The following is a 26,335-nucleotide window of genomic DNA, read 5'->3' as shown; positions in this document are numbered from 1 at the left end:
GGCATGGTCCTGAGCTGCATTCCACACGAAGGTGTTCTGGAATCGTCCTCCAGGCCCGACGGTGCGGACGATAACGGTCGAGAACAGCTCTTCTCACTAGTAACCGATTGCTGGTGATAAGGGGATCTCTCGACAGTGGTCGCAGCGCATTGCAAGCGCGACCTTGACTAACGTACCCAACAGCCTGGGGATTCGAACGACACCGTGGTTCCTGCTGGCCCACCGCGGGGCTGATTGCAGGTTACCTAGCTGGCAATCAGCGACACTCGTGTGCTCCGCACGCGTTAGCCAGACACCCATTGATAGTGCAGACGAACCGCACACAAAGTGAAAGAGTTTGCATCTTTTCGTCCAATGGCGCAGCGCTGAGCGCCACTCGCAGATATCCCTTACCTCCTGTTGATCAATAACTTGCAGCCCAATTTCTGGCCGTCAAAACAATGGAAGCGAAACTGCTGACAACTAGGCCGTAGTTCCCCCGACCCAAATCTAAGGCGGAGTTGACCGATCACGTATTACCGACAGGAGACGGGAGGAGAATGATGAAGAAACTCTACTTGGTTGTAGTCGTGGCCCTGCTGAGCGTGGCTGCAAGCGCGGGCCCAATTCCGCCCGGATGGGCATGTAACGGCGCCTGCGGCACGGATGGTGCAGACGGGGTGGTGGGGCTCTCCCCGTTCGGAAATCCGCAGTATAAATGGGTCTCTACGTTCGGAGGCCCCGGGGGAGTGGGCCAGCTTCCGAGTGTTGGCGGAACCAATGGCTCGGTGCTGACGACGTCCACGTTCTCGGCAAATGCCGGAGACTCCCTCAACTTCTACTTCAATTACGTGACTTCTGATGGAGCCCAATTCGCCGACTACGCTTGGGTACAACTCATCGACACTTCGAACCCGGCAGCGGCGTTGCTGCTGTTTAGCGCGCGGACGAATCAGGTGGCGGGTGGCGACACCGTCCCCGGATTTGGCCTGCCGCCAATCGCCCCCGGAGTGACCCTGGTGCCTCCGTCAACGCCGATCATTCCCGGAGCACCCTTCTGGTCGCCGCTGGGCCCGCCTTATAACGGAACGTGCTACGACGTCGGCTGCGGCTACACCGGCTGGATCCAGTCCCTGTACACCATTCCGAATGCCGGCAACTATCAGCTCGCCTTCGGGGTCACGAACTGGATTGACACCGCCTGGGATTCGGGGCTTGCGATCGATGGCGTGACCGTCGCCGGTCAGCCGATCCCAGGAGAAGTGCCGGAGCCGGGCACGATCATGCTATTCGGCACCGGTCTGTTCGGGCTTGCCGGCGCGATCCGCCGCAAGTTCGCCCGTTAATCACAAACGTTCACCCAAGCCTTAAGCCGCCCTTCGGGGCGGCTTTCTTGATTTGCGGTTGCGAACGCCGAACGGGTCACTGCATAGAACAGGATGGCTGTCGCAAACAGACCTTCTCACTCGCGATCCACGTGCGCTGCTGGAGAATTCTTCAGCGTCAAGGTACAGGTCAGGGGGGCGAAACTATGCGGTGAAGACGCGGCCACATGTCTGGAGACCGTTGGAGCGGGGCCCCGCGGGCGGGGAGGAGTATGATGCCCCCCGCCCGATAGGAAGTCCGCGATGGCGCTGAAGTTCGAGACTCGCATGGTGGGAAGAGTGGCGGTGGTGTCCTGTTCCGGCCCAATCGCCTTCGGGGAGCAAGCCACCGAACTGCACATCCACACGAAAGGGCTGCTGACGGATGGACGCCTGGTGTTACTCGACCTGAGGGATGTGCCCTACGTGGATAGCGCCGGCGTGGGCACACTGTTCGCCATCTATGCTTCCACCCTGACAAGCCACGCCAAGCTGGCACTGGCCGGTCTCAGCCCTCGGGTCCACGAGATTCTGGAGACCAGCAGGCTGCTTTCGCTCGTGCAATCGTACGCGGAAGCCGAGCAAGCCTTGCAGGCGCTAACAGGATCCTAGCGGCGCACTCTGGGGTTACGCCGGCTGCGCGGGCCGTTAAGGAACGACAGCGCAAGCTCATCGAGAAAGCTTGCCAAAGAACTCGCGCAGCGATAGGTTGAGTGGCCTGGAAGCGAAGGATCAGCGGCCTTTCAGAGGCGCGAGGGAGGATCCACCATGTTGCTACAAACCAGCACGCGGACCTTCGGGAACGCGCTCATCGTGGACTGCAGCGGCCGCATCGTGTTCGGCGACGAGACCGCGTTCCTCCGCCAACAGGTGAAGGACCTGCTGAACGAATCGAAGCGAATCGTTTTGAACTTATCGCACGTGAACTACATCGACAGCTCGGGGGTGGGCACGCTGGTCGGACTATTCGCCTCGGTGGGCAGCGCGGGCGGGGAAATCAAGCTGGCGGGGCTGACCGGCCGGGTCAAGGACGTGCTGGCGATCACGAAACTGGGCACCGTTTTCGAGACTTTCCCCACGGCGGAAGAAGCCGCGTCGTCGTTCAACCCGGCCGCGGGTTAGACCAAGACCTGGGAGTGGGCGGGATAAACGATGTCGTCCTTGCGCCCATGTCCGGGGAGCCGACACGGCAGTAGCACCGTAGACAGATATTCCTAAAGAACCAACCTTCGTACCTGTGCCGGCGGCAGTGTCGGTCCACAGATGATCGCCGGCGGCCGTCAGTCGGTAGAGCCCTCCCGGAGCGGCCGCTCGGCGTCCGGAAGTGCAAGGCGGCATTCCTGGTAAAAACCAGTGTTTATGGGCAAAAACGGACGTAAACCTGGAATCCACCCACGAATCCCAAAAATTCCTGTTTACGCGTGCACCGGACTTGAGGCATAGTCAGCAGTAACGTTGCATGATTCCTCCAGCCTGCACGCTCGCGAAGTGGTTCGAGTAGAGGTCCTTCGACTGGCGCGGAAAGAGAAACCGCGCTCGCTCCGGATGACGCAGTGAACGTAGTCGAGCATGGCCGAGGGCGGCTGTGCCACACAGAAGTGAGGATGCGATGAAGAACATTCACGAGGTGCTGAGGATCAAAGAGCAGCAACTGCAGCAGATCCAGAAAGAGATCGAGGCGCTGCGGGTGGCGGCGAGGTTGCTAGCGGACGAAAGCGACATGGCACCGGCGCCAGCAGCGCGCCCGGCGACCTCAACCAACGTACCGGTGCCGCAGATGATCATGCGCCCAGCGCAGCCGGTGGCGGCGGCGCAGCCAACGTCCGCGCCGAAGGAAACGACGACCTACGTGGCGCCGTCGTCTTGGGATTTCACCAAGCCGCAATTCCCGTAAGGCGAGGAGGTGTGGGATGGTACCAGAAATCCCGCCGGCGGCGGACCTGATGACGGATCGCCGGAAACACTTGCGCCGCCTGACGGTGAAAGAACTGATCGGACTCCAGCTGGGGGTGGGGAACCGCGGCATCGTGGTGGACCTGAGCGAGGGCGGGATGCGGGTGCAGGCCGCGTCGCGGGTGCACCTGCTGCCCGCTTCCCTGCTGCGATTCCAGGTCCCGGGGTGCTCGGCGCCGGTGGCGGCGAGCTGCGAAGTGGCGTGGGCCGACGATTTCGGCAAGGCCGGACTGCGCTTCACCGGGTTCTCGGGCAATTCGCTGCACGACCTGCGCCGCTGGCTGACGACAACCACCGCGCCGGTGCTGGTGGAGAAAAAAGAAGGGATCCGAGCGCAGGCCAGAGCGCTTCCCTTGCCCATCCCGAAACCCCAGGTGGTGACCGCGAGCGCAGGGCAGAGATCCGCGCCGTTACAGGTCGCTTTGCCGCAGACCCTGCCGGGCGAGGACGCCCGGCCTGCGCCATCTTCGAACAGCGACACGTTCGAGGCGCGGCTGCACGCCCTGGCGCAGAACCTGATAACGCTGACGGCGGCGGACGGAGCCGTGGTGGCGCTGCGCAGCGGGACGGAAATCGTATGCCGGGCAAGCGTGGGCGTGGCGCCTCCCGTAGGAGCGCCGTTCCAGCAGGACTCCGGACTGGCGGGCGAATGCGTGCGCAAGGGCGTGGTGGTGTGGTGTCCGGACACCAACGACGACGCGCGGGTGAACCGCGAGGCATGCCAGCGGCTGAACCTGCGCGCTACCGTGCTGGCGCCCATCGTGCGCGCGGGCGGAGTGCAGGGCGTGCTGGAGGTGTTCTCCTCGCGGCCGCACATCTTCGACCGCGGCGACGTGATGGCGATGACCCGGCTGGCCGACATCGTGGCGGGGCTGCTGGAGAAGCAAGAGGCCAAGCCATCCCCGGAGAAGATTGCGGTCCCGGCGGTCTCCAGCGCAGGTCAGAGACTCACGCCTCCGCAAGTCGTGACGGGCGCGGCGCCCGTCGTCGCACCACCTGCCGCTCCGCAAACGATCGCCCAGCCGGCGGCGCGTCCGACACGGGAGGCGGCGCTGCGGCTGCCACAGCCCGAGAACGGGATCTTGAAGTGCGATGCCTGCGGCCATCCTAACCCGGAGTGCGCCCGCGTCTGCGAGAACTGCGACGTGCCGCTGCGGGTGCCGGAACTGGAAGCGCTGCTGGACAAGAGTCCGAGGGTCTCGAAGCTGTTGCTGGCGGCCTTCATGATCGTGGCCCCGTTGGGGTGCTTCTACGCCGGGCACGAGATGGGAGTGTTGATGAGAAAGCCGGCGGTGCAGAAGTCGCAGCCGGCGAATACGGATGTTGTACGGCCAGAGGTAGCGAAGCAGATGTAGGGCCTGAGGGTGGCGCACAGATCGCGTCGGAAAGGGCGCGATTTTTGTTGGCCGCTAGTCGCTGGCGGGTCGCGAGTCGCAAGGTGTTCTGCGATAGATGTGCGGAGAAGCCGGTACACAGCGGAGATGCTGCGAAACTGCCCCGAGGTCCCGTTCGCTTCGCTCAGGGCAGGCTCTTCGGGCAGACCTTGGGCTAAAGCCCAAGGCTACCGGCCCTCAGGATGACAGAAACAAGTATTGGCCAATCAAATACAATTCCCTGCCGAGAATCAGAGTTCATCGAGGCGCATATGAAACGTTGCACTAGTGTCGTTGCTCTGTTTGCAGCGATTGTGACGACGACGTTGCTGGCCCAAGGAGAGTCGCGGCCGGCAGCGAAGCTGCCGCAAGGCGTCAAGGTTACCTGGCTAATATGCGGAGTCGTGTGGGACGGAAAGTCCGATGGCCTGATGCGAAATTCAGTCATTCTTGTCCAAGACGAGAAAATCGCCAAGGTTCTTGAAAAAGAGCCGAGAACCGTCATGGAGGGCCAGGTCATCGACCTGTCGAAGGAGACCTGCCTGCCGGGGATGATCGACACGCACACGCACGTGCTGATCCATGGGGACATCACGGCGGAAGACTACGACAAGCAACTGCTCAAGGAATCCACGCCGTACCGGACGATCCTGGCGACGCAGGCAGCGCGCAAGGCGCTGGAGTACGGGTTCACGTCCATCCGGGACGTGGAGACCGAGGGCGCGGGCTATGCCGACACCGACGTCAAGCGGGCGATCAACGCCGGCGTGATCCCGGGGCCGCGCATGCAGGTGGCGACGCGAGCGCTGGACGTGACCGGGGCGTATCCGCTGCTGGGATACTCGTGGGAACTGGAGATGCCGCACGGCGTCCAGTTCTGCGACGGGCCGGACGATTGCCGCAAGGCGGTGCGGGAACAGATCTCGCATGGCGCCGACTGGATCAAGGTGTACTCCGACCGAAGCTACCGCCTGCTGCCCAACGGAGTGCTGGACGACGTGCCCACGTTCACCCTGGATACCCTGAAGGCGATCGTGGACGAGACGCACCGGGAGCGCAAGAAGGTGGCGTCGCACGCCATCGGGGTGAACGGGGTGCAGAACTCGATCGACGCGGGCGTGGACACCATCGAACACGGCGACTACATCACCGACCAGCAACTGGCGGCCATGAAGCAGAAGGGTATCTGGTTCGTGCCCACGCTGTTCGTGGGCGAGTACGTGGCCGAGGGACGAGCAGCGGCGGGCGCCAAAGTGTGGGTGGACATGGTCAAGGTCTCGCAGGACACCTTCCGGCGGTCTCTGAAATCCGGGGTGAAGATCGCCTACGGCACCGACGTGGGCGGATTCTCGTGGGACATCAACATGGCGGTGCAGTTCAAGCGCATGGTCGAGCTGGGCATGACGCCGATGCAGGCCATCCGGTCGGCCACCATGGATGCGGCCGAGCTGATGGGGTGGCAGGACCAGGTGGGGACGATCGAGCCGGGCAAGTTCGCCGACATCGTGGCGGTGCCCGGAGATCCGCTGAAGGACGTGACCGCGCTGGAGCACGTCAACTTCGTGATGAAGGGCGGAGTGGTGTACAAGAAGCCCTAGGGGCGCCGGGATCCCGCCGCGGGAAATATCGCTTTACGACCTAACTGTGCCGGGGAAAAGTGCTTGACCTGTAACTCTGGCCGAAGCACAATCCTCGGCATCTTTCGCGAAGTACCGCTGGGACCCCCGGCGGAAGCGCAGTTCAGGAGGAACCATGAAGCTCCGGGTAGTCGCTCTCCTCATACTTTTCCTGACCACAACGGTGGGATGGGGCCAGACGTTCCGCGGCGCCATCCAGGGAAATGTCACCGACAGCCAGGGTGCGGCCATCACGGGCGCGCAGGTCACGGTGACCAACACGGCCACGGGTCTGGCGCGGAATGCGGTGACCGATTCCTCGGGAAATTACCTGGTCTCCGAACTGCCACTGGGCGAATACACGGTGGCGGCCACTAAGGAAGGATTCGCCAAGAAGGTGGTCACCGGGATCCGAGTGGACGTGGCGGCGCGCGAGCACGTGGATGTATCGCTGGCGCCAGGGCAGGTGAAGGAGGTCGTCGAGGTCCATGAAGAGCAGCCGCTGATCGAGACCGCGACCAACAACATGGGCGGGGTGATCGAGGCGCAGCAGGTCTCGGAATTGCCCATCAATGGGCGGGACTTCACCAAAGTGCTGGTGATGGTGCCGGGGGCGACGGGCGATGCGAGCGGCGGCGCCGACTCGCCGGGCTCGTTCGGCCTGTTCAGCGCCAACGGCAGCCGCGGCCGGTCGAATAACTACCTGCTGGACGGCACGGACATGAACGACGGCTACCGCAACCTGCCGGCCATCAACCAGGGTGGTGTGTTCGGAACGCCCGCGACCATCCTTCCGGTGGACGCGCTGGCCGAGATCCCGGTGATCTCCAGCGGCGAGGCGGAGTACGGGCGGAACGGCGGGGCCATCGTGAACATGGTGACCAAGTCGGGCGGCAACACCCTGCATGGCTCCATCTACGAGTACTTCCGCAATAACGCGCTGGACGCGCGCAACTACTTCAATTTCGCGGTCGACCCGAATTCGGGAGCGCCGCTGCCGCAGAACGAGTTCCGCAATAACCAGTTCGGCGGCTCGATCGGCGGGCCGATCATCAAGGACAAGACCTTCTTCTTCGCGTCCTACGAAGGGCAACGGGAACGGGTGGGAATCCCGTTCCAGAACACGCTGCCGACGCAACAGATGATCTCGAATTTCGTGGGTGGCGGCGGGACGGTGAACCCGATCATCTGCAACCTGCTGCAACTGGGCGGGGGCTGCACGACCCCGAACACAAGTTTTTCTCCCTGGGGTCAGGCGCTGCCGGCCACCGGTGACCCAGTCGCCGGAGCGGTGGTGCAACAGAGCATCCACGCCAGCAACCGTCTGGACAGCATGATCTTCAAGATCGACCAGCATATCGGGAAGAACGATGTGCTGACCGGCCGATACTTCTTCGGGGATAGCGACCAGAGCTTCCCCCTGGCGCTGCTGGGCGGGGGTACGGTGCCGGGTTACAACACCCTCACGCCAACCCGAGTGCAGATCCTGTCGCTGTCATATACCCACGTGGTTTCGCCCAAGCTGCTGTGGGAGTTCCGCGGCGGATGGAACCGGTTCAATGAAAGCTTCTTCCCCCAGGACAATACGTTCAATCCGGCCAGCATCGGGCTGAACAACCTGGGACCGAACAACGCGCCGCTGCCCACGCAGGACCTCGGCCTGCCGCTGTTCAGCATCTCAGGGTTTGCGCCCATCGGGGCGAACGAGAGCGTGCCGCGTGGACGCATCGACACTAACTGGCAGTTGTTCACCAACGCTTCCTACACCACCGGAAAGCACAACCTGAAGTTCGGGTACGAGTTCCGGCGGACGTTCGTGAACGGTTTCTTCGACCGCAGCAACCGCGGCCGGCTGAACTTCGCCAACTTTGACGACTTTCTGGCAGGAAACGTGAGCGGCGGACACGAGCTGGCGGGCGATTCGGGGCGCTACACCTACCAGAACAACCACGCGTTCTACGCCCAGGACAACTGGCGGCTGACTCCAAAGTTCACCCTGAATCTCGGCCTGCGTTGGGACTATTTCGGCGTGATCGGGGAGAAAAATGGGCTGTTCAGCCTGTTCGATCCCTCGATGCAAGCGGCGCCCGAGGGAATGTGCACGGATCCGGTCTGCCCGGTGGCGCGGCCGGTGAAGCAATTGTATCCGAAGGATTTCAACAACTTCTCGCCACGCATCAGCATGGCGTGGGACCTGTTCGGGTCAGGCAAGACGGTGGTGCGCGCCGGATACGGAATTTACTATGACGCCTTCTCGCAGGACTTCTTCGTGGGGCAGCTGCCTTGGCCGACGTTCAACACGGGGCCGGCGTACAACTACTTCAGCGCTACCGACCCAAGGTCCATCTACCTGAGCTACAGCCCGAACGCCGCCCTGGGAGTAACGGCCTGCGGGCCGAACACGATCGTGATCCCCAACAGCGGAGGGCAGTGCGCCGGGGCATCGTTCCTGTTCGATCCTGCATTCGGAAACGACACCTTCACAGTGTCGCAGGACGTGCGCACGCCATACATGCAGAACTGGAACCTGAACGTGCAGCAGGCGCTAGGCAAGAAGGTGTCGCTGCAGATCGGATACGTCGGATCCAAAGGCACCAAGTTGTTCCAGTACGTGGACGCCAACCAAGCGAACCCGGCGACGCAGGTGCAGCCGTACCCGAATGCTACCGGCCTCACGTACGTACTACAGTTCGGCTCGTTCGCCTCGTCAGTCTACAACTCGCTCCAGGCGCAGTTGAACTTCCGCAACTTCCACGGGTTCACGTCGAGCCTGAACTACACCTACTCGCATTCGATCGATACCGCGAGCGACGGCCAGGATTACATCCCGAACGCCACACAGCCGGATAACAGCTTCAACCCTAGGGCGGAGCGGGCGAATTCGAATTTCGACCAGCGTCACCACCTGGTGTGGAACTACACCTACGAACTGCCGATCAAGAGCGAGAACATGAAGTGGCTCACCAACGGGTGGGTGATCGATGGCGTGCTTTCGCTGGCCAGCGGCATGCCCTACAACGTGAACTGGCTCGGCAACTTCGGCTTCAACTTTAACGGCACGGGTGAGTTCTACGGGCGTCCCGACCTGGTGGGCAATCCCTACGCGGGCACCGGCGGGCTGAACCTGCTCAACCTGAGCGCGCTCCAAGTGCCCTGCAACTATGATCCGGCCGGCTCCGGCGGAGTGGGCAACGTCCTGTACGGCTGTTCGGACGTAAGCCCAGGCAACCATATGGGGACCCTGCCGCGGAACGCGTTCGTGGGCCCGAGCTTCCGGAACTTCGACTTCTCGCTGGTAAAGAACACGTCACTCGGCGAGCGGCTGAAGATGCAGATCCGGGCTGACTTCTTCAACATCTTCAACCACCCGAACTTCGGCAATCCGATCTGGCCGGGATTCGAGGTGGACATGCTACAGAATCCCCTGGATGCGACCGGCCACGGAACCGGCTTCCTGCGCCCGACGGTGACCCCGGACGTGGGCCTGGGCAATCCGTACCTGGGTGGCGGCGGGCCGAGGAATATCCAGTTGGCGGTGAAGTTCACGTTTTAGAGCGGCTGAGTATTCATGTGGGCGCGGCGAGAGCCGCGCCCGATTTTCTTGTGAGCGAGTGGAGGCTTGCTTCAGAACGAACTGCGAACACCGAGGACGCGGAAATCGGTGAGGGAGGACTTCAGCACGTAGACATACTCGTTGTTGCTCTCCGGGTCGGGCGGCTTGAGGAAGAAGCCGGGGCTGGTGAGGTGATGCAGAGAGTTGTGCACCACGCCCTCGCTGGCCTCACCGTCGTAATACTTGATGCGCACCCAAAGCCCTTCGACCGGAGGATGCGATTCGAAGAACTTGATCTCCTGGTAATCGGTGCGGCCCTCGAAGGACTTCACGAAAAAGAGCGCCTTGAGGGAATCCAGCGGAAGCGAAACGGTCTTGCGCGAACCATTGGCGCGAACCGTGATCTGCTTGGGAAGAGGATAAGGCCCCTGGCGGAGCAGTTGTTCGAGATCGGCTTCCGGGAATGCGTCGGTGTAGCCCTTGAGCAGACTTCCGTCACGGAGATGAGCAACGATCTTCACGGCCGAACTCCCCAGTCAAGCAGCCGCAGCCATTCTAAGCTGAATTGCCCAGAAAACGGGAGTGGGGGCGAGTGGAGGGACGTTCGATGCCGTACTGGCGGGTCTTGTAGAGGAGGGCCTTGTAGCTGATGTTGAGCAGCTTGGCGGCTTCCTTGCGGCTCCAGTTGGTCTGCTCGAGGGCGCGGGTGATGGCTTCGGCCTCGGCCCCGTCCTTCAGGCTACGCACCAGGCCCTTGAGCCCGCCGGCGGGAGTGACGGAGGCAGAGTGCAGGGCCGCATCGCCCCTGGTCTTGGGAGCAAGCTCGCTGAGGATCACGGATTCGTCGCCGAGGATGAGGTAGCGCTTCACGATGTTCTCCAACTCGCGCACGTTTCCGGGCCAGGAATACTTCATGCAGGCGTCGAGGAACTGTTGGGAAAACGCCAGCGGGTCGCGGGCGTAGCGCTCCGCCATGCGATTCATGAAGGTTTTCAGCATGATGGGGATGGCTTCTTTGCGCTCGCGCAGGGGCGGGACGGAGATGGTGAAGGCGTTCAGCCGGTAGTAAAGATCTTCGCGCAGGCGGCGGCTGGCGATGGCGGCTTGCACGTCGATGTTGGTGGCGGCGAGGATGCGCACGTCCACCTCGATGGTGGTCCTCCCGCCCAGGCGGGAGAATTTCTGGTCCTGGAGCACGTGCAGCAGCTTGGCCTGCAAGGAGGGAGGCATCTCGCCGATCTCGTCGAGCAGGATGGTTCCCTTGTTGCAGATCTCGAATTTGCCGGGCTTGGACTTGACGGCGCCGGTGAAGGCGCCGGGCTCGTAGCCGAAAAGCTCGCTCTCCAGCAGGTCGGCGGGCATGGCGGCGCAGTTGACCTTCATGAAGGTGCGGTGAGCGCGAGTCGACGACTTGTGAATGAGGAGGGCGATGATTTCCTTGCCCGTGCCGCTCTCGCCGAGGATGAGGACGGGGACGTCCACGTGAGCCACCTGGTTGACCTGGCCGCGGATGGCGCGCATCTGGGGGGTGGCGGCGACGAAGAATGCGTCATCGCCGATCTCTTCGATCTCGGCCGTATCCGCGCTCTGACCGGCGGTGGAGGCCGGATGCAGGCAGTGCAGGAGCACGGCATCAAGCTCGGCCTTATTGAAGGGCTTGGTGAGGTAATCGGAGGCGCCGAGACGCATGGCCTCGACCACCTTGCGCGTGTCGCTGACGCAGGAAAGCATCACCACCTTGACTCCGGGATTGATTTCCCGAAGCTGCTCGAGCGTGCGCAGGCCGTCGAGGCCGGGCATCAGAAGGTCGAGCAGCACCACGGCGGGAGCGGGGTTGCGGCGAACGCGCTGCAGCGCGTCAGAGCCGCTGGCCGCGGTCTCCACGCGGTGAGAATCCACCTCCAGAAGGGTCCGCATGTACCCCAGCATGCTGGGTTCGTCATCCACGACGAGGATATTGGCCGGTGTCACTGATGTCCGCAAGCCTTACTCCTGTACCGATGGTTTGGTCGGGATGAGGAAACAAAACTTCGATCCCTGCCCGGGTTCACTTTCTAGCCAGATCTTGCCGCCGTGGGCAAGAACCAGGCGGCGGGCAATCGCCAGTCCCAGGCCCATGCCTTCGGCTTTGGAGCCGTTGGGCAGAGGGCCCTTAAAAAAGTCGTCAAAAATCTCGGAATGGAATTCGGGCGCCAGTCCGGCGCCGGTGTCGGAAACGGTGACGCGGACGGCGTTGGTGGCCCATTCCGCGCGCTTGCGGCGGTCGTTGGCCATATGCGAAGGCTTGCCGCTGCGCCGCTCCCAGTGGTACGGATCCGCGTTCAACCAGACGGTGCCACCCTGGGGCGTGTACTTGAGTGCATTGTCGAGAAGATTGGAAATGATGTGCTGGATCTTGAAACTGTCGAAGGCGAAAGGTTTCAGCTTCTCGCTGGGCAGGAAGTAGAGAGCCACGTGGTTGTCATGGAAGCGCTGCAGCCAGAAGCTGCACACCTCCTGGAGAACGGCATTGAAATCGGCGACCTCGAAGCGAAGACGCACGTTGCCCGATTCCAGCGCGCTGTAGGTCAGGAAATCCTGGATGAACTGCTGGAGGCGGACCCCGTTCTCGCGCATGTCGGAGAGGACCTGGCGCTGGCGCTCGCTCAGCTCGCCGAGTTTGCCGCCGAGCAACAGCTCCATGTAGCCAGCCATGATGGACAAAGGTGTCTTCAATTCGTGAGCGGCGGTGGCCAGAGCGACGGTGCGACGTCGGTTCTCCTCCTCCAGGCGCCCGTAGGCTTCGACCAGGCGGCGGTATTCCTCGGGGCTGGGGGGGCGATCCAGGCCGGCGTCGGTCCAGGAGATGTCGCCCGCAGCGCTGGTTTCCAGCGGCTCCAAGGCAACGTCGTTTACGCGACGTATCTCTCGCTTCTCGGGCATGGCAAATCTATCGTGTTGCGACAGCAGGGTTTGGGTTGATCCTACGACCGATCGTGCGCACCCCGGAGTGCACGACGGAGCACGTGGGCTCCCCGTATCATCTACCAAAAACAAGGCCAAAAACAGGGGGAAACACCATTAGCCCACACTAACCACACACTTGCTGGCCTTAAGAGCCATCGAGTCGTAGGCCGTTGAGGGGAGGGGGAGATTGGATGGTAAGGCAGCTGTTCTGGAGTGTCAAGGAACAAATGTAAGAAACTTGCACCGTAAAGGAAAAAGATTGCGGTTTCAACTAGGTACTTAGGGTCATTGTCCGTTAGGACAGGGGTATATGTAAATACATGATAGAAAAGGCACTTTTTGTCCTGTGGGGTACCCATACCAGTTTGGCATCCAGAGTGCGGGAGGAACGGATGAACACTATCGCAGTGAGGAGCGCCCGTGGCCCGCAAACGTGCACGTTCAGACCAAAGGAAGTGGCAGCGGATTCCTCTGGCAATCCCAGTGTTCATCCGCGGCACCGCCGAAGACGGCAAGGAATTCCTGGAATTCGCAACGGCGCTGAACATCAGCGCGGGAGGGGCGCTGGTAGCAACGCGGCGGCAATTGCCGCGTTGTGTAAGGCTTTCGCTGGAGATTCCGGTCGCTCCCGTGCCCCGTGCCATCAGCCTTCCGAAGTCAGTGCGCCGGATGCGTGCCAAACTGGTGCGAGTGACGATGGGCGAGAGCTACCAGCTTTGGGGACTCAAGTTCGCCAACATCCTGAACCCCCCGAAGCGGTCTAAGGTCGGCCTCCGCAAGAGGAAAATTCCTTCCTACGTGTGAAAATGTTTTCACTTTTTCCCTGCTCGCTTGCAGGCCGCAGTGTGCCCCTAATTCCCTAGTTTTCCCAAGTTGTTGAAATTGGATGGCTTGTTCTACAGCGAAACACCGCAGATAGCTTCCTCTAGGCATGCTAGAGTGCAATGTTTGGCGCTTTAAGTGCAAAACATTGATTCAGTGTATCCCCCGCACATTCTATCTCGAAGTGAGACAAGAATATGGTGCAGACCGCAGGTGCTCGACCACCGCAAGCGCAGGATCTTCCCCCCGATGAGGTGATTTTTGGCCGTTCCGACGGGATGGCAATGGTGCGGCATAAGGTGGAGAAAATCAGTGCCGCCAGCATCCCGGTCTTGATTCAGGGAGAGAGCGGGACCGGCAAAGAAGTGATAGCCCGCCTGATCCACCAGCGGTCGCCACTGGCGGATGGGCCGATGGTCAAAGTGAACTGTCCGGCCATCCCGGGCACGTTGCTGGAAAGCGAACTGTTCGGCTACGAGAAGGGAGCGTTCACCGGCGCCTACGGGGCGAAGCCGGGACGCGTCGAGGCTGCCCACGGCGGCGTGTTGTTCCTCGATGAGATCGGGGACCTGGATCTGGGTCTGCAGGCAAAGCTGCTGCAATTCCTGCAGGACGGTCAGTTCTGCCGCTTGGGCGGACAGGACGACACGCAAGTGGAGCTGCGCGTGATTTGCGCCACCAACCGCCCGCTGGAACAGGAGATCGAGAACGGGAACTTCCGGCAAGACCTGTTCTATCGCATCAACGTGGTGAACCTGCAATTGCCGGCGCTGCGCGATCGCGCGGTCGACATCCCCGATCTCGCCGCCTACTTCCTGGACTTCTACAACGCGAAGTACAGCCTGAAGACGAGGCCGCTCTCGGGACAAACGATGCGCTTGATGCAGAACTACGCCTGGCCGGGCAACGTGCGCGAACTGGAGAACCTGGTCAAGCGCTACGTGATCCTGGGGTCGGAAGAATCGGTCACGGGAGAACTGGTCAACCAAACCCAGAACCCGCTGGTGCCCGATATCCCGCCGGATGGGAAGATCTCGCTCAAGCGGGTGACGCGCGACGCGGTGCGGGAGCTGGAGCGACAGGTGATCCTGAAGGCGCTGCAGGCGAACAACTGGAACCGCAAGCGAGCGGCGCGTGCGCTCAGCATCAGCTACCGCGCGCTGTTGTACAAGATCCGCGATGCGGGCCTGCCATCGAACCGCGCGGCAAACGAAGAATAGAGTGACCAGATAAGGTCAAGAGGCCGCGGCAGATCCGCTGCGGCCTTTTTCCTGCGCCGATCCCCCGGAGCTATGCCTTCAGGGGGTACGCCGGAATCGCATCGTGATCGCGGTGGGCCGCGAGAACATCCTTCAAGGGGCGGAAGCGGCCGCCGCGGATGACTTCGCGTAGACGCTCCTCCATGACCTCGAGGTTGCGATAATGCCGGACCTTCGATTTCCAGCTCCCCTCGAGGCGGGGCTGCGTGGGATCGACCTCCCAGGGATGCAGGTACACCAAGACCGGGCGATGTTCGCGCTCTCGGATGCGACGCACGGCCCAGCGGGTGTACCACATCGGCAAGTTACGCAGGTAGCCGCCCCCGCCGACCGGCAAATTGCGTCCGAGGACGGAGACGGTCAGCGGCGGGATCTCGAACAGCGAGCCGCCGACGAACTCCCAGCGATAGAGATGGCGCGGCGCCTCGGGTATGCCGTAAGTGTCGTGCACCACGGGATACACGCTGGAGTCGTAGAGGAAACCTTCCTCCGCCAGGATCGGGATGGCCCATAGAGACTGCTTGATGACAGAAAAAGTGGGCGCGCGATAGCCGAGCACCTCGCGCCCGCCGGCGTCCTGGATGACGCGCAGCGCGCGACGGGTATCCTCGCGGAATTGCTCGGGCGTGAGCGTGTGGATCCGACGGTGACGGTAGCTGTGACAGCCCACTTCGTGACCGGCGGCGAGGATCTCGCGCACGAGAATCGGCTTGTTCTCAGCCACGTGACCTAACACGAAAAAGGTTGCTTTGGCGCCCAGCTCGGCCAGCAGCTCGAGCACGTGGCGGGTATTGTCGACCACACGGCTGGGATAACGGATCCAATCCTCCGGGGAAATGCGATCGGCGAAGGCTTCGACGTGATAGTAATCCTCGACATCCACGCTCAGGCCGTCTGGGGAGAAACACGGCCAACCTGTTGAAGAATCGGGAGTTCGGAGGGATGTGCCGGAGGCGGTCACGGAGCAAGACTATAACATGGCGGGAAACCTGCCAGCTCACTCATGAGTGTATGGACAAAAGTCCTAAGTCTTTCCCTTGGGATATGCAGAAGTTTGCAACTTGTTTATCAACAGAGAGCTGCGCGACAAAAGTAAGTCGTTAAAAATAAGAGACTTAGACTTGGTGAGGTATTGGCCGGAAGAATGCATAAGAGAAGAGTGCTGGATGCTGCGAGGTAACTAGCCGCAGAGTCCCCCCGCTCCGCTAAGCGGCGCGGGAGAGAGCTTGACAAGCGGGGTAGGCCCAACCAGACCCGCACCCGCTTGTCACTCATGTGCAGACATTTGCAGCTTTGGCGTATTCGGCGCATGTGGATGCATTTGACAAGTTCTTTGTTTTCAGTTGTTTGAATAATTTCAAGGTTTGGCAGTAAAGGTGCTAAACCTTAACCGGGTATATGGCTCAGCAGGAGTAAACGGTTCCCCCAGTTTTTCTCCGCTGCTCCGGAAGCTCGTTCACAGGACTCCCGAGGGAGTGTCGGAAGGAGAAGACGATGTCTCTAAAGAGAGTGATTTTAGTAGCGCTTCTAGCAGTGGTCTTCGTGCCGCTGGCGACAGCGGGCGATATTGACTTTCTGTTCGCCGGCGGGAATTGGGCGTGGGCAGGCGGAGTTGGCAGCACCCTCAACGCCGCCAGCACTACCGTCCAGGTGAATGGGAATTTCCTGTTCCTGCCACTGTCTCTCACGAGCGGTGGCGCCATCGGTGGCGACGGCTCGGTGGGGAACCCGTTCACGTGGGGTACGGGCGGCAACATCACGATCGATGGCTGCGGCGGGCCCTGCTTCTCGGGCATCTTCTTGACAGCCCAGCTCGGCTTTAACGGCGGCGGCGGCATGACCTTTGTCGGCAACTTCATTAGTGGCTCAGTGGATCCTCTGTTGCTTGCCTTCCTCGGCTTGCCCGTGAGCCAAACGGGCTTCTCTGGCTTGATTCACATGGACATCAACCCGGCGCCGGTCAGCTTCGCAGCCGGTGGCCAGGGCGTGGTGGGCAGCGGCGATATTCACCTTGAACCGGTACCTGAGCCTGGCACGCTGGCGATGTTCGGCTCCGGCTTGATCGGTATGGCGGGCGTACTGCGCCGCAAGTTCAACCTGTAACCGCAGAGGCTCCGGCCCTGCGCGAATAGCCGACACTCCGAATCCCCCGTTGTGCGAACAGCGGGGGATTTCATTTGCTCCGCGCCAAGTCAGAGGTCAACGCTTGCGCCGGCCCGCGACGCGATCGTTGGCGAGAAATCCCCTTCTCACCGCCAATCCGCTACGGCATCTCCTACAGCCCCGTGGTCTGGAAGCGCAGAGTGGCCAGGGCGAGGCGGTAATCGTAGCCGGCCTGGGTGTCGCTGATCTGCGCCTGGGTCTGCTGGAGCTGGGCCTGGCTAAGCTCGACGATATTGCCCAGGCCGAGGTTATAGCGGGTCTGCGCCAGGTTCAGCGCAAGGTTGGCCTGGTCGAGGAGCTGGCGGGTGACGCTCATGCGGTCGTAGGCGCCGTTGGCGTTGAGCCAACTGTCGCGGACATCGCGGGAGATGCGGTTGCGCAGGTCGCGCAACAGGTCGCGTGCGGCCTGGGCGCGGAGGTCTGCCTCGTGCGCCCGGGCCGAGAACAGGAATCCGTTGAAGATGGGGATCTCCACGTTCACCCCGACGGCGCCGAACCAGGAGCTGGTGATGCGATCGTCGCGCGCGGGAGCGCCGCCCACCGCGCCCAGCGCGCGGATGCTGGGCAGCATCAGGTCGCGCTCGGCGGTGCGGAATTTCTGCGCCGACTGGTAGTTGAAATCGAGGGCCAGGATCTCGGGGCGCAGGCTCATGGCGTGGGCGATGAGCCGATCCACGTCGGCGGGCGGAGGCGCGATCGGCTCGGCGGATTCCTCTAGCGCGAAATCCTGGAGCGTGGGATAGCCGAGGACGGCGGAAAGATTGGCCAGCGCGGCCTTGGCGTTGTTCTGCGCGTCGAGCAGAAGCAGTTTGGCCTGAGCGAGATTGACGCGAGCGAAGCTGGCGTCGAGCTCCGACTTCAGCTTGCTCTTGAACAGGGCTTCGACCTGGTCGGTGAGGTTCTGCCGGGATTCGACCGTCTGCTGCGCGACCTTGAGCACGGCCTGGGCCTGGAGCGCAGCGTAGAACGACTGGTCCACCGCGAGCAGAATCTGTTCCCTGGTGGCGATAGCGTTCTGGTCTTCCGCCTTGGCCCGCAGCGAGGCGCTGGAGACCAGGTTGGCGGTGCGGCCGAAATCGGTGATCAACTGGGAGAAGAAGGCGCCGCCGGCGGCGCGCTCGAAGACGGTCGGGTTATTGAGCCCGCCGGCCGTGATGCGGCTATTGTCGTGCGGCTCGACCGCGGTGATGTATCCGGTGGAGGTGGGCCAGAGCGCGGATCGGACCTGGCGCGTCACCTGCTGCTGGGCCAGAGCGTTGAGGCGCGCCACCGAGAGCTGGGGATTGTTCTTGAGCGCGAGCGCCTCGGCGTCCTTTAAGGATAGACGCTGGGGAGCAGCCGGAGCGGTTTGCGGAGCTGCGGGCGGGGCGCTCTGCGCCCAGGCTCCCAGCGCAAAACAGACAACCAGGATGAGGGGCCGGCTGAGGCGCATCATGCCGGCACCTCTGGGGACAGTTCATCTTTCTGGTGTACCCAGAGATACGCCGCCGGGACGAGATAGACGGTCACCACCACGGAGACCAGCAGCCCGCCGATGATGGCGCGCGCCAGGGGCGCATAGGCCTCGGTGCCGGTGCCAAGTTTCAGCGCCATGGGAAGCAGACCGATGATGGTGGCCAGCGAGGTCATCAGGATGGGACGCAGACGGATGCGGCTGGCGATCTTGACGGTCTCCTGCAAGGTGTGCCCCTCGCGCCAAAGGATGCGCGAGAAGTCCACGATCAGGATGCTGTTGGAGACCACGATGCCGACCATCATGACCACACCCATGAGCGACATGATGTTCATGGTGGTACCGGTGAGCAGCAAGGTCAGCAGCACACCGGCGATGCCGGGCGGGATGGCGAACAGGATGATGAAGGGATCGACGAAGGACTCGAACTGCGCGACCAGGATCAGGTACACCAGCACGATGGAGAGCAGCAGGCCGAGGCCGAAGCTCTTGAACGAGGAGCGCATGCCCTGCACCGATCCGCGCAGGTCCACGCGCACGCCCTCGGGCAGTTTGGTTTCGCGGACGATCTTGTCGATGGGGCCAGTCAACGACCCCAGGTCTTCCCCGCGAGGGGAGACGTAAACGTCGATGACCCGGCGCAACTGGTAGTGGTCCACCTCGGTAGGCGACTGGATGGGCTGGATGCTGGCCACGGCGTCGAGCTGCGTGGGATGTGCGCCGTTGGCCGCGCGCAGCGGGATCTGCTTCAGGTCGCGGAGCGTCCGCACCGTCTCTTCCTGATACTGCACGGTCAGCATGTAATCGTTGCCGCTCTTGGGATCGACCCAGAAGCTGGGAGCGATCATCTGGTTGGAAGTGAGAGCGGTGATGACGTTGTTCACCACCTCTTTCTGGCTGAGGCCGACCAGGCTGGCGCGCTCGCGGTCGATGTCGATGCGCAGCGCCGGATAATCGATGTCCTGAGGCACAAGGATGTCGCTCACGCCTTTGAGCTTCCGGACACGGTGGGCGATCTCGGAGGCGACCTGGTAGGCGGAGTCCAGGTTCATGCCGCTGACCTGGATATCGATGGGCGCAGGCAAGCCGAGGTTCAGCACCGCATCCACCAGGCCGCCGGACTGGAAGTAGGTGCTGAGTTGCGGCATGCCTTTGTTCAGCGCGGTGCGGACCCGATTCATGTATTCGTAGCTGCCCACCTTGTGGCCTTCCTTCAGGCTGACCTGGACGAAGGCCGTATGCTGCGCCGAGTTGGGGGTGTAGATCGCCGCAAATCCCGGGGTGATGCCGACGTTGGAGACGATCATGCCTAACTCATTGGGAGGGACGATGCGGCGAATCTCTTCTTCCACCTGCTTGATGTAGCCCTCGGTCACTTCCAGCCGCGTGCCGGAGGGCGCCTTCAGGTTGATGACGAACTGTCCGGGATCGGTGCGCGGGAAGTAAGCGACACCCAGCAGCGGGTAGAGAGAGAAACACAGGAGGGAGACGCCGACCAGGCCAAGAGTGGTGGCCATGGGCCGTAACAGCGAACGGTCGAGAGTGTGGTCGTAGCGCCGGACCATTTTCTCGAAGTAACGGTTGAAAATGCTGACCACGCGGCCGAAACGAGAATCGGAGACCTGGTGCTCGTGGACCAGATGGCCGGACTTCATCAGCTTGGCGCAGAACAGAGGCACCACAGTCATGGCGACGAAGAAGGAAGCCAGCATGGAGAACACGACGGCGAGGGCCAGGGCGGTGAAGAGGAAGCGGCTGACGCCGTAGAGAAAAATCACGGGGAAGAAGACAACGATGGTGGTCAAAGTCGCCGCCAACACGGGCAGGGCGACCTCCCGGCCGCCTTTTTCCGCAGCCACTTCGGGCGGTTCGCCCATCTCCATGTGGCGGAAGATGTTCTCCAGCACCACCACCGAATTGTCGATGAGGCGGGAAAAGGCCAGCGCCAGCCCGCCCAGCACCATGGTGTTCACCGTGCCGCCGCCGGCGCTGATGGCCAGGAAGGCGGCCAGCGCGGAGAGGGGGATGGAGAGGAAGACCGCCGCGGTGGCGCGCATGCTGCCCAGGAAGAGCAGGATCATGAGGCCGGTGAGGATCAAGCCGAGGGCGCCCTCGTGCAGCAGGTTCTCGATCGCCTTCTTGACGAAATCGGACTGGTCGAAGACCACCTTGGCGACCAGCTCCCTGGGCACATCGGTCAGGTTGGCCACGGCTTTCTTGATGCCATTCACCACGGCGATGGTGTTGGTATCGCCGCCCTGCTTGAGGATGGGCAAATAGACGGACCGTTGGCCATCCACCCGCACCACGTTGGTCTGGATCTGATTCGCGTCCATGGCCTTGCCCACGTCGCGCACCAGCACGGAGGCGCTGCCCACGGTCTTCAAAGGCAGGTGATTGATCTCTTCCGTGGTCGGCAGTTGGCTGTTGGTGTAAAGGTTGTAGTCCACGGAGCCGATGCGCACGTCGCCCGCGGGCAGGATCAGGTTGCTGTCGTTGACCGTGCGCACCACGTCCATGACGCTGAGCTGGTGGGCTTCCAGCTTGAGAGGGTCCACGTAGACCATGATCTGGCGGTACTTGCCGCCAAAGGGCTGAGGCACCGAGGCGCCGGGGACGTTCGCCACCTGGTTGCGGACGTTGTACTGGCCCAGGTCGCGGAGCTGCGTCTCGTTCAGTCCCTGGCCTTTCAGCGTGATCAGGCAAACGGGAAGACTGGAGGCGTCAAACTTCAGCACCACCGGAGGCAGGGTGCCGGGAGGCAGCTTTCTGAGGTCCGCCATCGCCAGGTTGGAGATCTCGCTGAGATCGGCGTCGGAATCGGTGCCCGGCTGGAAGTAGATCTTGATCAAGCTGACGCCGGGCATGGAATGGGACTCGATGTGGTCGATATTGCTGCCCAGGGTGAAGAAACGCTCGAAGCGGCCGGTGATGTCGGTTTCGATCTGCTCGGGCGGCATCCCCGAGTAAAACGTAGCCACGACGACGACGGGGACATTGATGGGCGGGAACAGGTCCACCGGCATGCGGGCCACGATGGTGGTCCCCACGACGGCGATCGCCAGACAGCAAACGATGATGAAGTAGGGATTCTTGATCGCGAACCGGGACATCAGAGCCCACCCTCCACATTGGTTCCATTGGAGCGGATGATCTTGGGAACGACCCGCTCGCCAGTCCGGAACTGGCTGCGGCTGCCGATCACCACGCGCTCGCCCTCCTTCACGCCGGAGGTGATCTCCAGCCGGTGTGCGCCTTCCATCCCGAGCTGTACCTTGCGCTCCTCGATGCGGTTGTCCGTCCCCACCACCAGCACGCTGGCTTCGTTCCCGTTGCGCGTGACTGCCTGGACGGGCACGGTCAGTGCGGCGTCCTTGCGCGACAGCACCAGCGCCACTTCCGCATACATGCCCTGCACCAGGCTGCCGTCTTTGTTCTCGACATCCACTTCCGTCTGCATGGTGCGGGTCTGCTGGTCGAGAGAGTCGGCAAAACGGGCCACGCGCCCTTCGAAGTCGCGGTTCAGCGAGGGGACGCGCACCTGCACCACGCTCCCCAGGTGCACCATGGGGACCGCGGACTCGGGGACCGGCAAGGTGAGGCGGAATTTCCACAACTCGGCCAGGCGCACCACGGGCATGGCCTGCGTATTGGAGGCGGTCCCGGCCTGAATGAGGGAGCCGGTGTCGGCGTAGCGCTTGGTGATCGCGCCCGCGAACGGAGCCGTGATGCGCGAGTAGGCTTCCATGGCGGCTAATTGCTGGCGGGTGGCTTCCGCAACGTTCAACTGGTTGCGGGCTTCCGCCAGAGCCGCCTGCGCGCTGCTCACGTTGGCTTCCGATTCCTTGTCCTTGGCCATGGAATCATCGAGTTCCTGCTCGGCGATGAGGCCGGGACGCTGCTCCGAGGCCTGCTTCAGCCGGGTGTAGGCGGTGTGGTAGGCGGCGTGCGCCGAGTTGGCGCGCTCGACATCGCTGGTGGCGCGCTGGATGGCATCGCGGTCGCGCCGGATGGAAGCTTCGGCGCCCACCACCTGGGCACTCAGCTCGGGTACTTCCAGGATGGCGAGGGTCTGGCCTTCCTTCACTTTGTCGCCGACGTCCACGTAGATCACGCGGATGTAGCCTGCGACCTTGGCGTGGACGTCTACCTGCTGGAAGGGCCGGAATTCGCCGGACAGGGTGATCGAGTTGTCGAGAGGCTTGCGCTCGGCCAGCGCCACCGCGACCGGGCGCCCTGCGGAATCGTCACCGTCGGCCTCTGCCTTCCTGCCGGGGAAGCTCAAGACCGCAATCACTCCAGCGATGACGACCGCGGCGGGAATGATCAGATACTTGCGTTGTAACTTCATTGCGTGAATAAGCCTCCTGGAACGCTCGTTCGCAGCTCCAGCGAAAGAACAAATCCCCGCCGCGCGCCTCTGGCGGGAGCGCCGGCGACTGAAGATGAATTCACTACACCCTGGGGTGTTGCCTGCAAAAATCTATGAGTGCGGTGATGGAATCAGCAGGAAGGGGGAGGCCGGTTATACAAACTGCTATACATCTCGACGGGAACCAGCGGCTCACTCGGCGCCGGGACGTGAGCTGCAACCGCACGCCAGAGCGGCGGCACGAACAGCGCCACCGGAACTGCCCAGGTCACGGAGTCACGGTCCAGATGCTGGTGCTTCGCCTGGTGGGAACCCGAGCGCACGGACGTGTGGCGCTCGCCCTCGTTATCGAAGGTGCGGCCGGCCAGGCTTACAACCAGGGATAAAGCGGCGAACAACAGCACCAGCGTACGCACGCGAGAGAGGGTCGGCGCCGCAAATGGAGATCCGGTTTGGGCTAGATTCACCAACGGCAAGAGTTGCTGCCGCATTATATTCCACTCGCCGCCGAACAGAAAAACCCAGCGAGATCCCAGGAACGGAGATCTTCCCCAAGATGGAAGCTCCGGCATGCACGAGGAGCGCGGGTCTTCATCGGCGGCCTCTCCAGAAGAGCAAAAAGGGCAGCCTGTTCAGGCTGCCCCCAAGAACTCCACACCCCTTCCGCTGCTCTGAACTAGGGCAGGTAGTAACGCAGTGAGGTGAAGATCATGTTGTTGATCGCCTTCGGGGAAATGGTGGGGTTCGCCGGATTGTTGTTATCGCCCCCCCAACCAATCTTGTAGATGTAGGAGTATTGTAGGCCCCACTGGACCCGGCCCTTCTCGCCCTGGTAGATCTTGTGCCAGAAGCCAAGCGTGGCTTCCGAGATCACGCGGATATCGCCCGCGCATGTGCCTCCGCCTCCGGGAGCACCGGTACCGGCGGGTGCAGTCTCCGTGGAGCAGCCGGTGTTGTTGGCGAAGGGCGACCCATAGCCGCCGATGCCGGTGATCGAAATGCTGGTTGCCGTCTGTGCAGGGATCCCCGGAACCGGTCCGGCTCCGCCGACACACGCTGGCTGGCCTGCGCCTCCGCAACCCGGAATCGCTGGCGAGTTGGTGATCTTCACCGATTGGTAGCCAACGTACGACGCACGGGCATCGTATTCGCTGCCCCAGTATGCGTAGAGGTCCCACTTCTTGTTGGGGTGCACGACGAACGAAGTCAAATAGTGAAGGGTCCGAATCGGAGCAAGCGTGCCATCGGGCCGAGCCGTCACATCGGCAAGCTGAGCGGTGCCGAAGCGTCCGATGCCATCGCCGGCCACGACCTTCAAGCCGAGATCCAGCTTCTTTTGGAACAGCGGGGGGGCGAAAACGCTAGCGCCAAGTCCACCGGCAAGTCGCGAATCATTGAAAGCTCCCAGAACACTGGGTGCCGTCGATCCATCCACTGGACACGCCAGCACCGTCGGTACCCCCGGGGGAGGCGTATTCCCCGCGTTCGTGCCTACGACCGCGCAAGGGTACACGCGATTGCGGAAGTCCGAGAGGATCCCGAATACTTCGTAGTGACCCCATCCCGGAGGATCCACAGCCAACTTGGCGACAAAATCGGGCGTTTTGTTGACGGTGTAGCCTGTGGAATCGAATGCGTTGTACAAACCGCCACCCGCGCCAGGGGCGTTCACAAAGAAATCCTGGAAGGTGGTTACGCTGCCAATCGCGGAAGTATTCGTGTAGGCGCTGAATCCGCGGCCCCCCACGGTGGTTTGCGGACCTTCCATCGAGAAGCCGATTGAAACCTTATTATCCTCGAAGCTCTTCACGACGCGGAGAGCATAGGCCCTTTGCCATGTGAACCCCACGATGTACTGTGGGTCGATCTGCAGCGGGAAGCGCTCATTGCGATTCACGATTCCCTTGACGTTCTCGGTCGCCAGACTCCACATCTGTCCGCCCGAAATCGCCCAACCGTTGGCGAGATCCGCTCGCGCAAACAATTGGCGTTGGCGGTACACGTACGAGTTACTCTGACGGTTGTTCGACGTCGTTCCAGCACCAAGGAAGTCCGCTTCGTAGTAGGCCGAGACCTTGGCGTTCGCCAGTTTGCCCTCAATCAATGCACTGAGGCGCGATTGGCGGGCGGTGAAATTCATCTCCGATAGCTTGCTCAGCGCGTTCCCGTTATACGGAATGCCTGTAAATGGCGTATTGATATCCCCGCTGGTCGCCCTCGTTCGGTTCACGGTCGCTGCTTCAATGAAACCGCCCGGGGTGATGGTCACGCCCTTGAACCGAATCGCGGCCGGACTCTCCGTCGCAGCACGGACGTGCTTCTGCTCCTCCTGCATGGTCACGGCGGCGTTGGTGGCATTGGTCTTGAGGTCGGAAACGTCACTCTGCAACCGCGAGGCTGTGGAAGACGCGGTGTCGGCTTTGGCTTGCGCGTCCTGCGCGGCCGCCTGGTTCTGGTCCAGCCGCTGCTGCAGTTGCTGGATCTGCTGGTCGCGCGTCTGGACCTGCTGCTGCAGCGTCTGGATCTGCTGCTGCTGTGCATCGAGAGCGGACTTGATCTCGCGCAGTTGTTCGGCGGTAACGGGTGAGGGCTTCGCCGCCGAGGACTTCCGGGCTTTCTTGGGGGTGTCAGCGCTCGCCGCCTGACCGTCAGGCGACGCCAAAGCGCTCGCCGTCAATGCACACAGCAGCGCAACTGCCAGAACTCGCTTCATTTTGCCTCCAGCGTTAGATGGACAGAATTTTTCAAAGCTTCTGCGTGAGCCACTTCCCGGAAACGACCTGGGTGCGGGAAGAAGAATCGTAACCGCAGTCTATGAACAGGGGTTGAATGTTTTGTGAAAGTTCCGTTACGACGTGGGGAAAGCGCGGGAGCGCGCGCTTTCCGGTAGAATGGACCCACGTTACCGGCGGGCGTGACCGTTTGCATGCTTAAGTGTGACGAATATCACAGCCCGGCGTCTAACCCTGAGGTAAGCTGAGCCAAGATCGGACCCATGAAGCGGGCCTTCCAATCCGTCGCCCTGGCGCTGCTGATGGCGCTGTTGGCCGCCCCGGCCGCAGCCATGGTCATGTGCGCCGGCATGAGCGCGGCGGAGCACTGCCCCAGCATGCCGGCCGAGCGCTGCGCTGACTGCCCGGAGAGCGGCGCGACGGCCTCGATGGAGCAGCAGCCGATGCCCATGGACGGCTCGTGCTGCGCTCTGTCCCCGGCCCGGCCCGTGCCCAGGACCGATCTCCAGGGACCCGCGGTCTCGCACGCCAGCGTCGCCCCCATGAAGACGCTCGCGCTTGCAGCCCCAGCCCTCCCCACTCCCCCGTCCGAAGTCAGGGACGCTGTCTTCCTTACACCGGCCCATTCTCCCCAGGCCGTGCTCTGCACCTTCCTGATCTAGCCCTGTCTCTCTTTCCAGCAATCAGCAGTTAGGAATTGGCAATCAGCTGTTCGCTGCCGGCTATTGGCTCACGGCCGACGGCGAACGA

General features: G+C 62.3%; 20 protein-coding genes. 11 read left to right on the top strand and 9 right to left on the bottom strand.

The features are described 5' to 3' along the window. The first annotated feature begins 542 nt into the window (after positions 1 to 542). From LAN37_14460 to LAN37_14430, 7 genes are all read left to right on the top strand, one after another. Positions 543 to 1,325 (top strand): PEP-CTERM sorting domain-containing protein, encoded by a 783-nt coding sequence (locus tag LAN37_14460; protein ID MBZ5648413.1) that lies wholly within the window; start codon positions 543 to 545, stop codon positions 1,323 to 1,325. 282 nt (positions 1,326 to 1,607) lie between these two features. After that, a complete protein-coding gene (locus LAN37_14455; GenBank protein ID MBZ5648412.1) occupies positions 1,608 to 1,955 on the top strand; it encodes an STAS domain-containing protein in 348 nt (115 codons plus the stop codon). A 156-nt stretch (positions 1,956 to 2,111) separates the two neighbouring features. Continuing rightward, positions 2,112 to 2,465: an STAS domain-containing protein gene (locus LAN37_14450; GenBank protein MBZ5648411.1), complete on the top strand. Its 354-nt coding sequence runs from the start codon at positions 2,112 to 2,114 to the stop codon at positions 2,463 to 2,465. A gap of 487 nt (positions 2,466 to 2,952) precedes the next feature. After that, entirely contained in the window at positions 2,953 to 3,237 is a 285-nt protein-coding gene (locus tag LAN37_14445) for a hypothetical protein (protein ID MBZ5648410.1), read from the top strand. A gap of 16 nt (positions 3,238 to 3,253) precedes the next feature. Next, positions 3,254 to 4,651, top strand: a complete 1,398-nt coding sequence (locus LAN37_14440) for a GAF domain-containing protein (protein MBZ5648409.1) — start codon at positions 3,254 to 3,256, stop codon at positions 4,649 to 4,651. Positions 4,652 to 4,941: 290 nt separating this feature from the next. Further along, on the top strand, positions 4,942 to 6,267 hold the full coding sequence (locus LAN37_14435; protein ID MBZ5648408.1) for an amidohydrolase family protein: 1,326 nt from the start codon (positions 4,942 to 4,944) through the stop codon (positions 6,265 to 6,267). 154 nt (positions 6,268 to 6,421) lie between these two features. Further along, positions 6,422 to 9,838, top strand: a complete 3,417-nt coding sequence (locus LAN37_14430; GenBank protein MBZ5648407.1) for a TonB-dependent receptor — start codon at positions 6,422 to 6,424, stop codon at positions 9,836 to 9,838. Between the two features lie 71 nt (positions 9,839 to 9,909). Here LAN37_14430 and LAN37_14425 read toward each other — a convergent pair whose 3' ends face one another. The 3 genes from LAN37_14425 to LAN37_14415 are packed head-to-tail and all read right to left on the bottom strand — an operon-like array spanning position 9,910 to position 12,760. Beyond that, entirely contained in the window at positions 9,910 to 10,359 is a 450-nt protein-coding gene (locus LAN37_14425) for a hypothetical protein (GenBank protein MBZ5648406.1), read from the bottom strand. A gap of 34 nt (positions 10,360 to 10,393) precedes the next feature. Continuing rightward, complete coding sequence (locus LAN37_14420; protein MBZ5648405.1) at positions 10,394 to 11,821, bottom strand: sigma-54 dependent transcriptional regulator; 1,428 nt, start codon at positions 11,819 to 11,821, stop codon at positions 10,394 to 10,396. Positions 11,822 to 11,824: 3 nt separating this feature from the next. Then, complete coding sequence (locus LAN37_14415) at positions 11,825 to 12,760, bottom strand: HAMP domain-containing histidine kinase (protein ID MBZ5648404.1); 936 nt, start codon at positions 12,758 to 12,760, stop codon at positions 11,825 to 11,827. Between the two features lie 444 nt (positions 12,761 to 13,204). Here LAN37_14415 and LAN37_14410 point away from each other — a divergent pair, with 444 nt between their 5' ends. Beyond that, positions 13,205 to 13,588 carry a PilZ domain-containing protein gene (locus tag LAN37_14410; protein ID MBZ5648403.1) on the top strand — a complete coding sequence of 128 codons (384 nt, stop codon included), beginning with the start codon at positions 13,205 to 13,207 and terminating at the stop codon, positions 13,586 to 13,588. Between the two features lie 302 nt (positions 13,589 to 13,890). Further along, positions 13,891 to 14,826: a sigma-54 dependent transcriptional regulator gene (locus tag LAN37_14405; protein ID MBZ5648402.1), complete on the top strand. Its 936-nt coding sequence runs from the start codon at positions 13,891 to 13,893 to the stop codon at positions 14,824 to 14,826. A 70-nt stretch (positions 14,827 to 14,896) separates the two neighbouring features. Here LAN37_14405 and LAN37_14400 read toward each other — a convergent pair whose 3' ends face one another. Beyond that, positions 14,897 to 15,826, bottom strand: a complete 930-nt coding sequence (locus tag LAN37_14400) for a polysaccharide deacetylase family protein (GenBank protein MBZ5648401.1) — start codon at positions 15,824 to 15,826, stop codon at positions 14,897 to 14,899. A gap of 572 nt (positions 15,827 to 16,398) precedes the next feature. Here LAN37_14400 and LAN37_14395 point away from each other — a divergent pair. After that, the gene (locus tag LAN37_14395; protein ID MBZ5648400.1) at positions 16,399 to 16,968 is read left to right on the top strand and encodes a PEP-CTERM sorting domain-containing protein; all 570 of its coding nucleotides are present in this window, start codon (positions 16,399 to 16,401) and stop codon (positions 16,966 to 16,968) included. A 172-nt stretch (positions 16,969 to 17,140) separates the two neighbouring features. Here the strand turns inward: LAN37_14395 and LAN37_14390 are convergent, their stop codons facing one another. The 5 genes from LAN37_14390 to LAN37_14370 all read right to left on the bottom strand — a co-directional run bounded on the left by LAN37_14390 (position 17,141) and on the right by LAN37_14370 (position 25,566). Next, entirely contained in the window at positions 17,141 to 18,463 is a 1,323-nt protein-coding gene (locus LAN37_14390; GenBank protein MBZ5648399.1) for a TolC family protein, read from the bottom strand. After that, entirely contained in the window at positions 18,460 to 21,594 is a 3,135-nt protein-coding gene (locus tag LAN37_14385) for an efflux RND transporter permease subunit (protein MBZ5648398.1), read from the bottom strand. The genes LAN37_14390 and LAN37_14385 overlap by 4 nt, the downstream gene beginning before the upstream one ends. After that, a complete protein-coding gene (locus tag LAN37_14380; protein MBZ5648397.1) occupies positions 21,594 to 22,832 on the bottom strand; it encodes an efflux RND transporter periplasmic adaptor subunit in 1,239 nt (412 codons plus the stop codon). Before LAN37_14380 ends, LAN37_14385 begins: the two co-directional genes overlap by 1 nt. Before the next feature lie 152 nt (positions 22,833 to 22,984). Then, entirely contained in the window at positions 22,985 to 23,344 is a 360-nt protein-coding gene (locus tag LAN37_14375) for a hypothetical protein (GenBank protein MBZ5648396.1), read from the bottom strand. A gap of 185 nt (positions 23,345 to 23,529) precedes the next feature. Further along, complete coding sequence (locus LAN37_14370) at positions 23,530 to 25,566, bottom strand: hypothetical protein (protein MBZ5648395.1); 2,037 nt, start codon at positions 25,564 to 25,566, stop codon at positions 23,530 to 23,532. 282 nt (positions 25,567 to 25,848) lie between these two features. Here LAN37_14370 and LAN37_14365 point away from each other — a divergent pair, with 282 nt between their 5' ends. Next, on the top strand, positions 25,849 to 26,247 hold the full coding sequence (locus LAN37_14365; protein ID MBZ5648394.1) for a hypothetical protein: 399 nt from the start codon (positions 25,849 to 25,851) through the stop codon (positions 26,245 to 26,247). Positions 26,248 to 26,335 lie beyond the last annotated feature (88 nt).

The organism is Terriglobia bacterium, from assembly GCA_020073495.1.
In the GTDB taxonomy this organism is placed as follows: Bacteria; Acidobacteriota; Terriglobia; order Terriglobales; family Acidobacteriaceae; genus JAIQFD01.
This window is presented reverse-complemented; position numbering and strand designations above follow the sequence as displayed.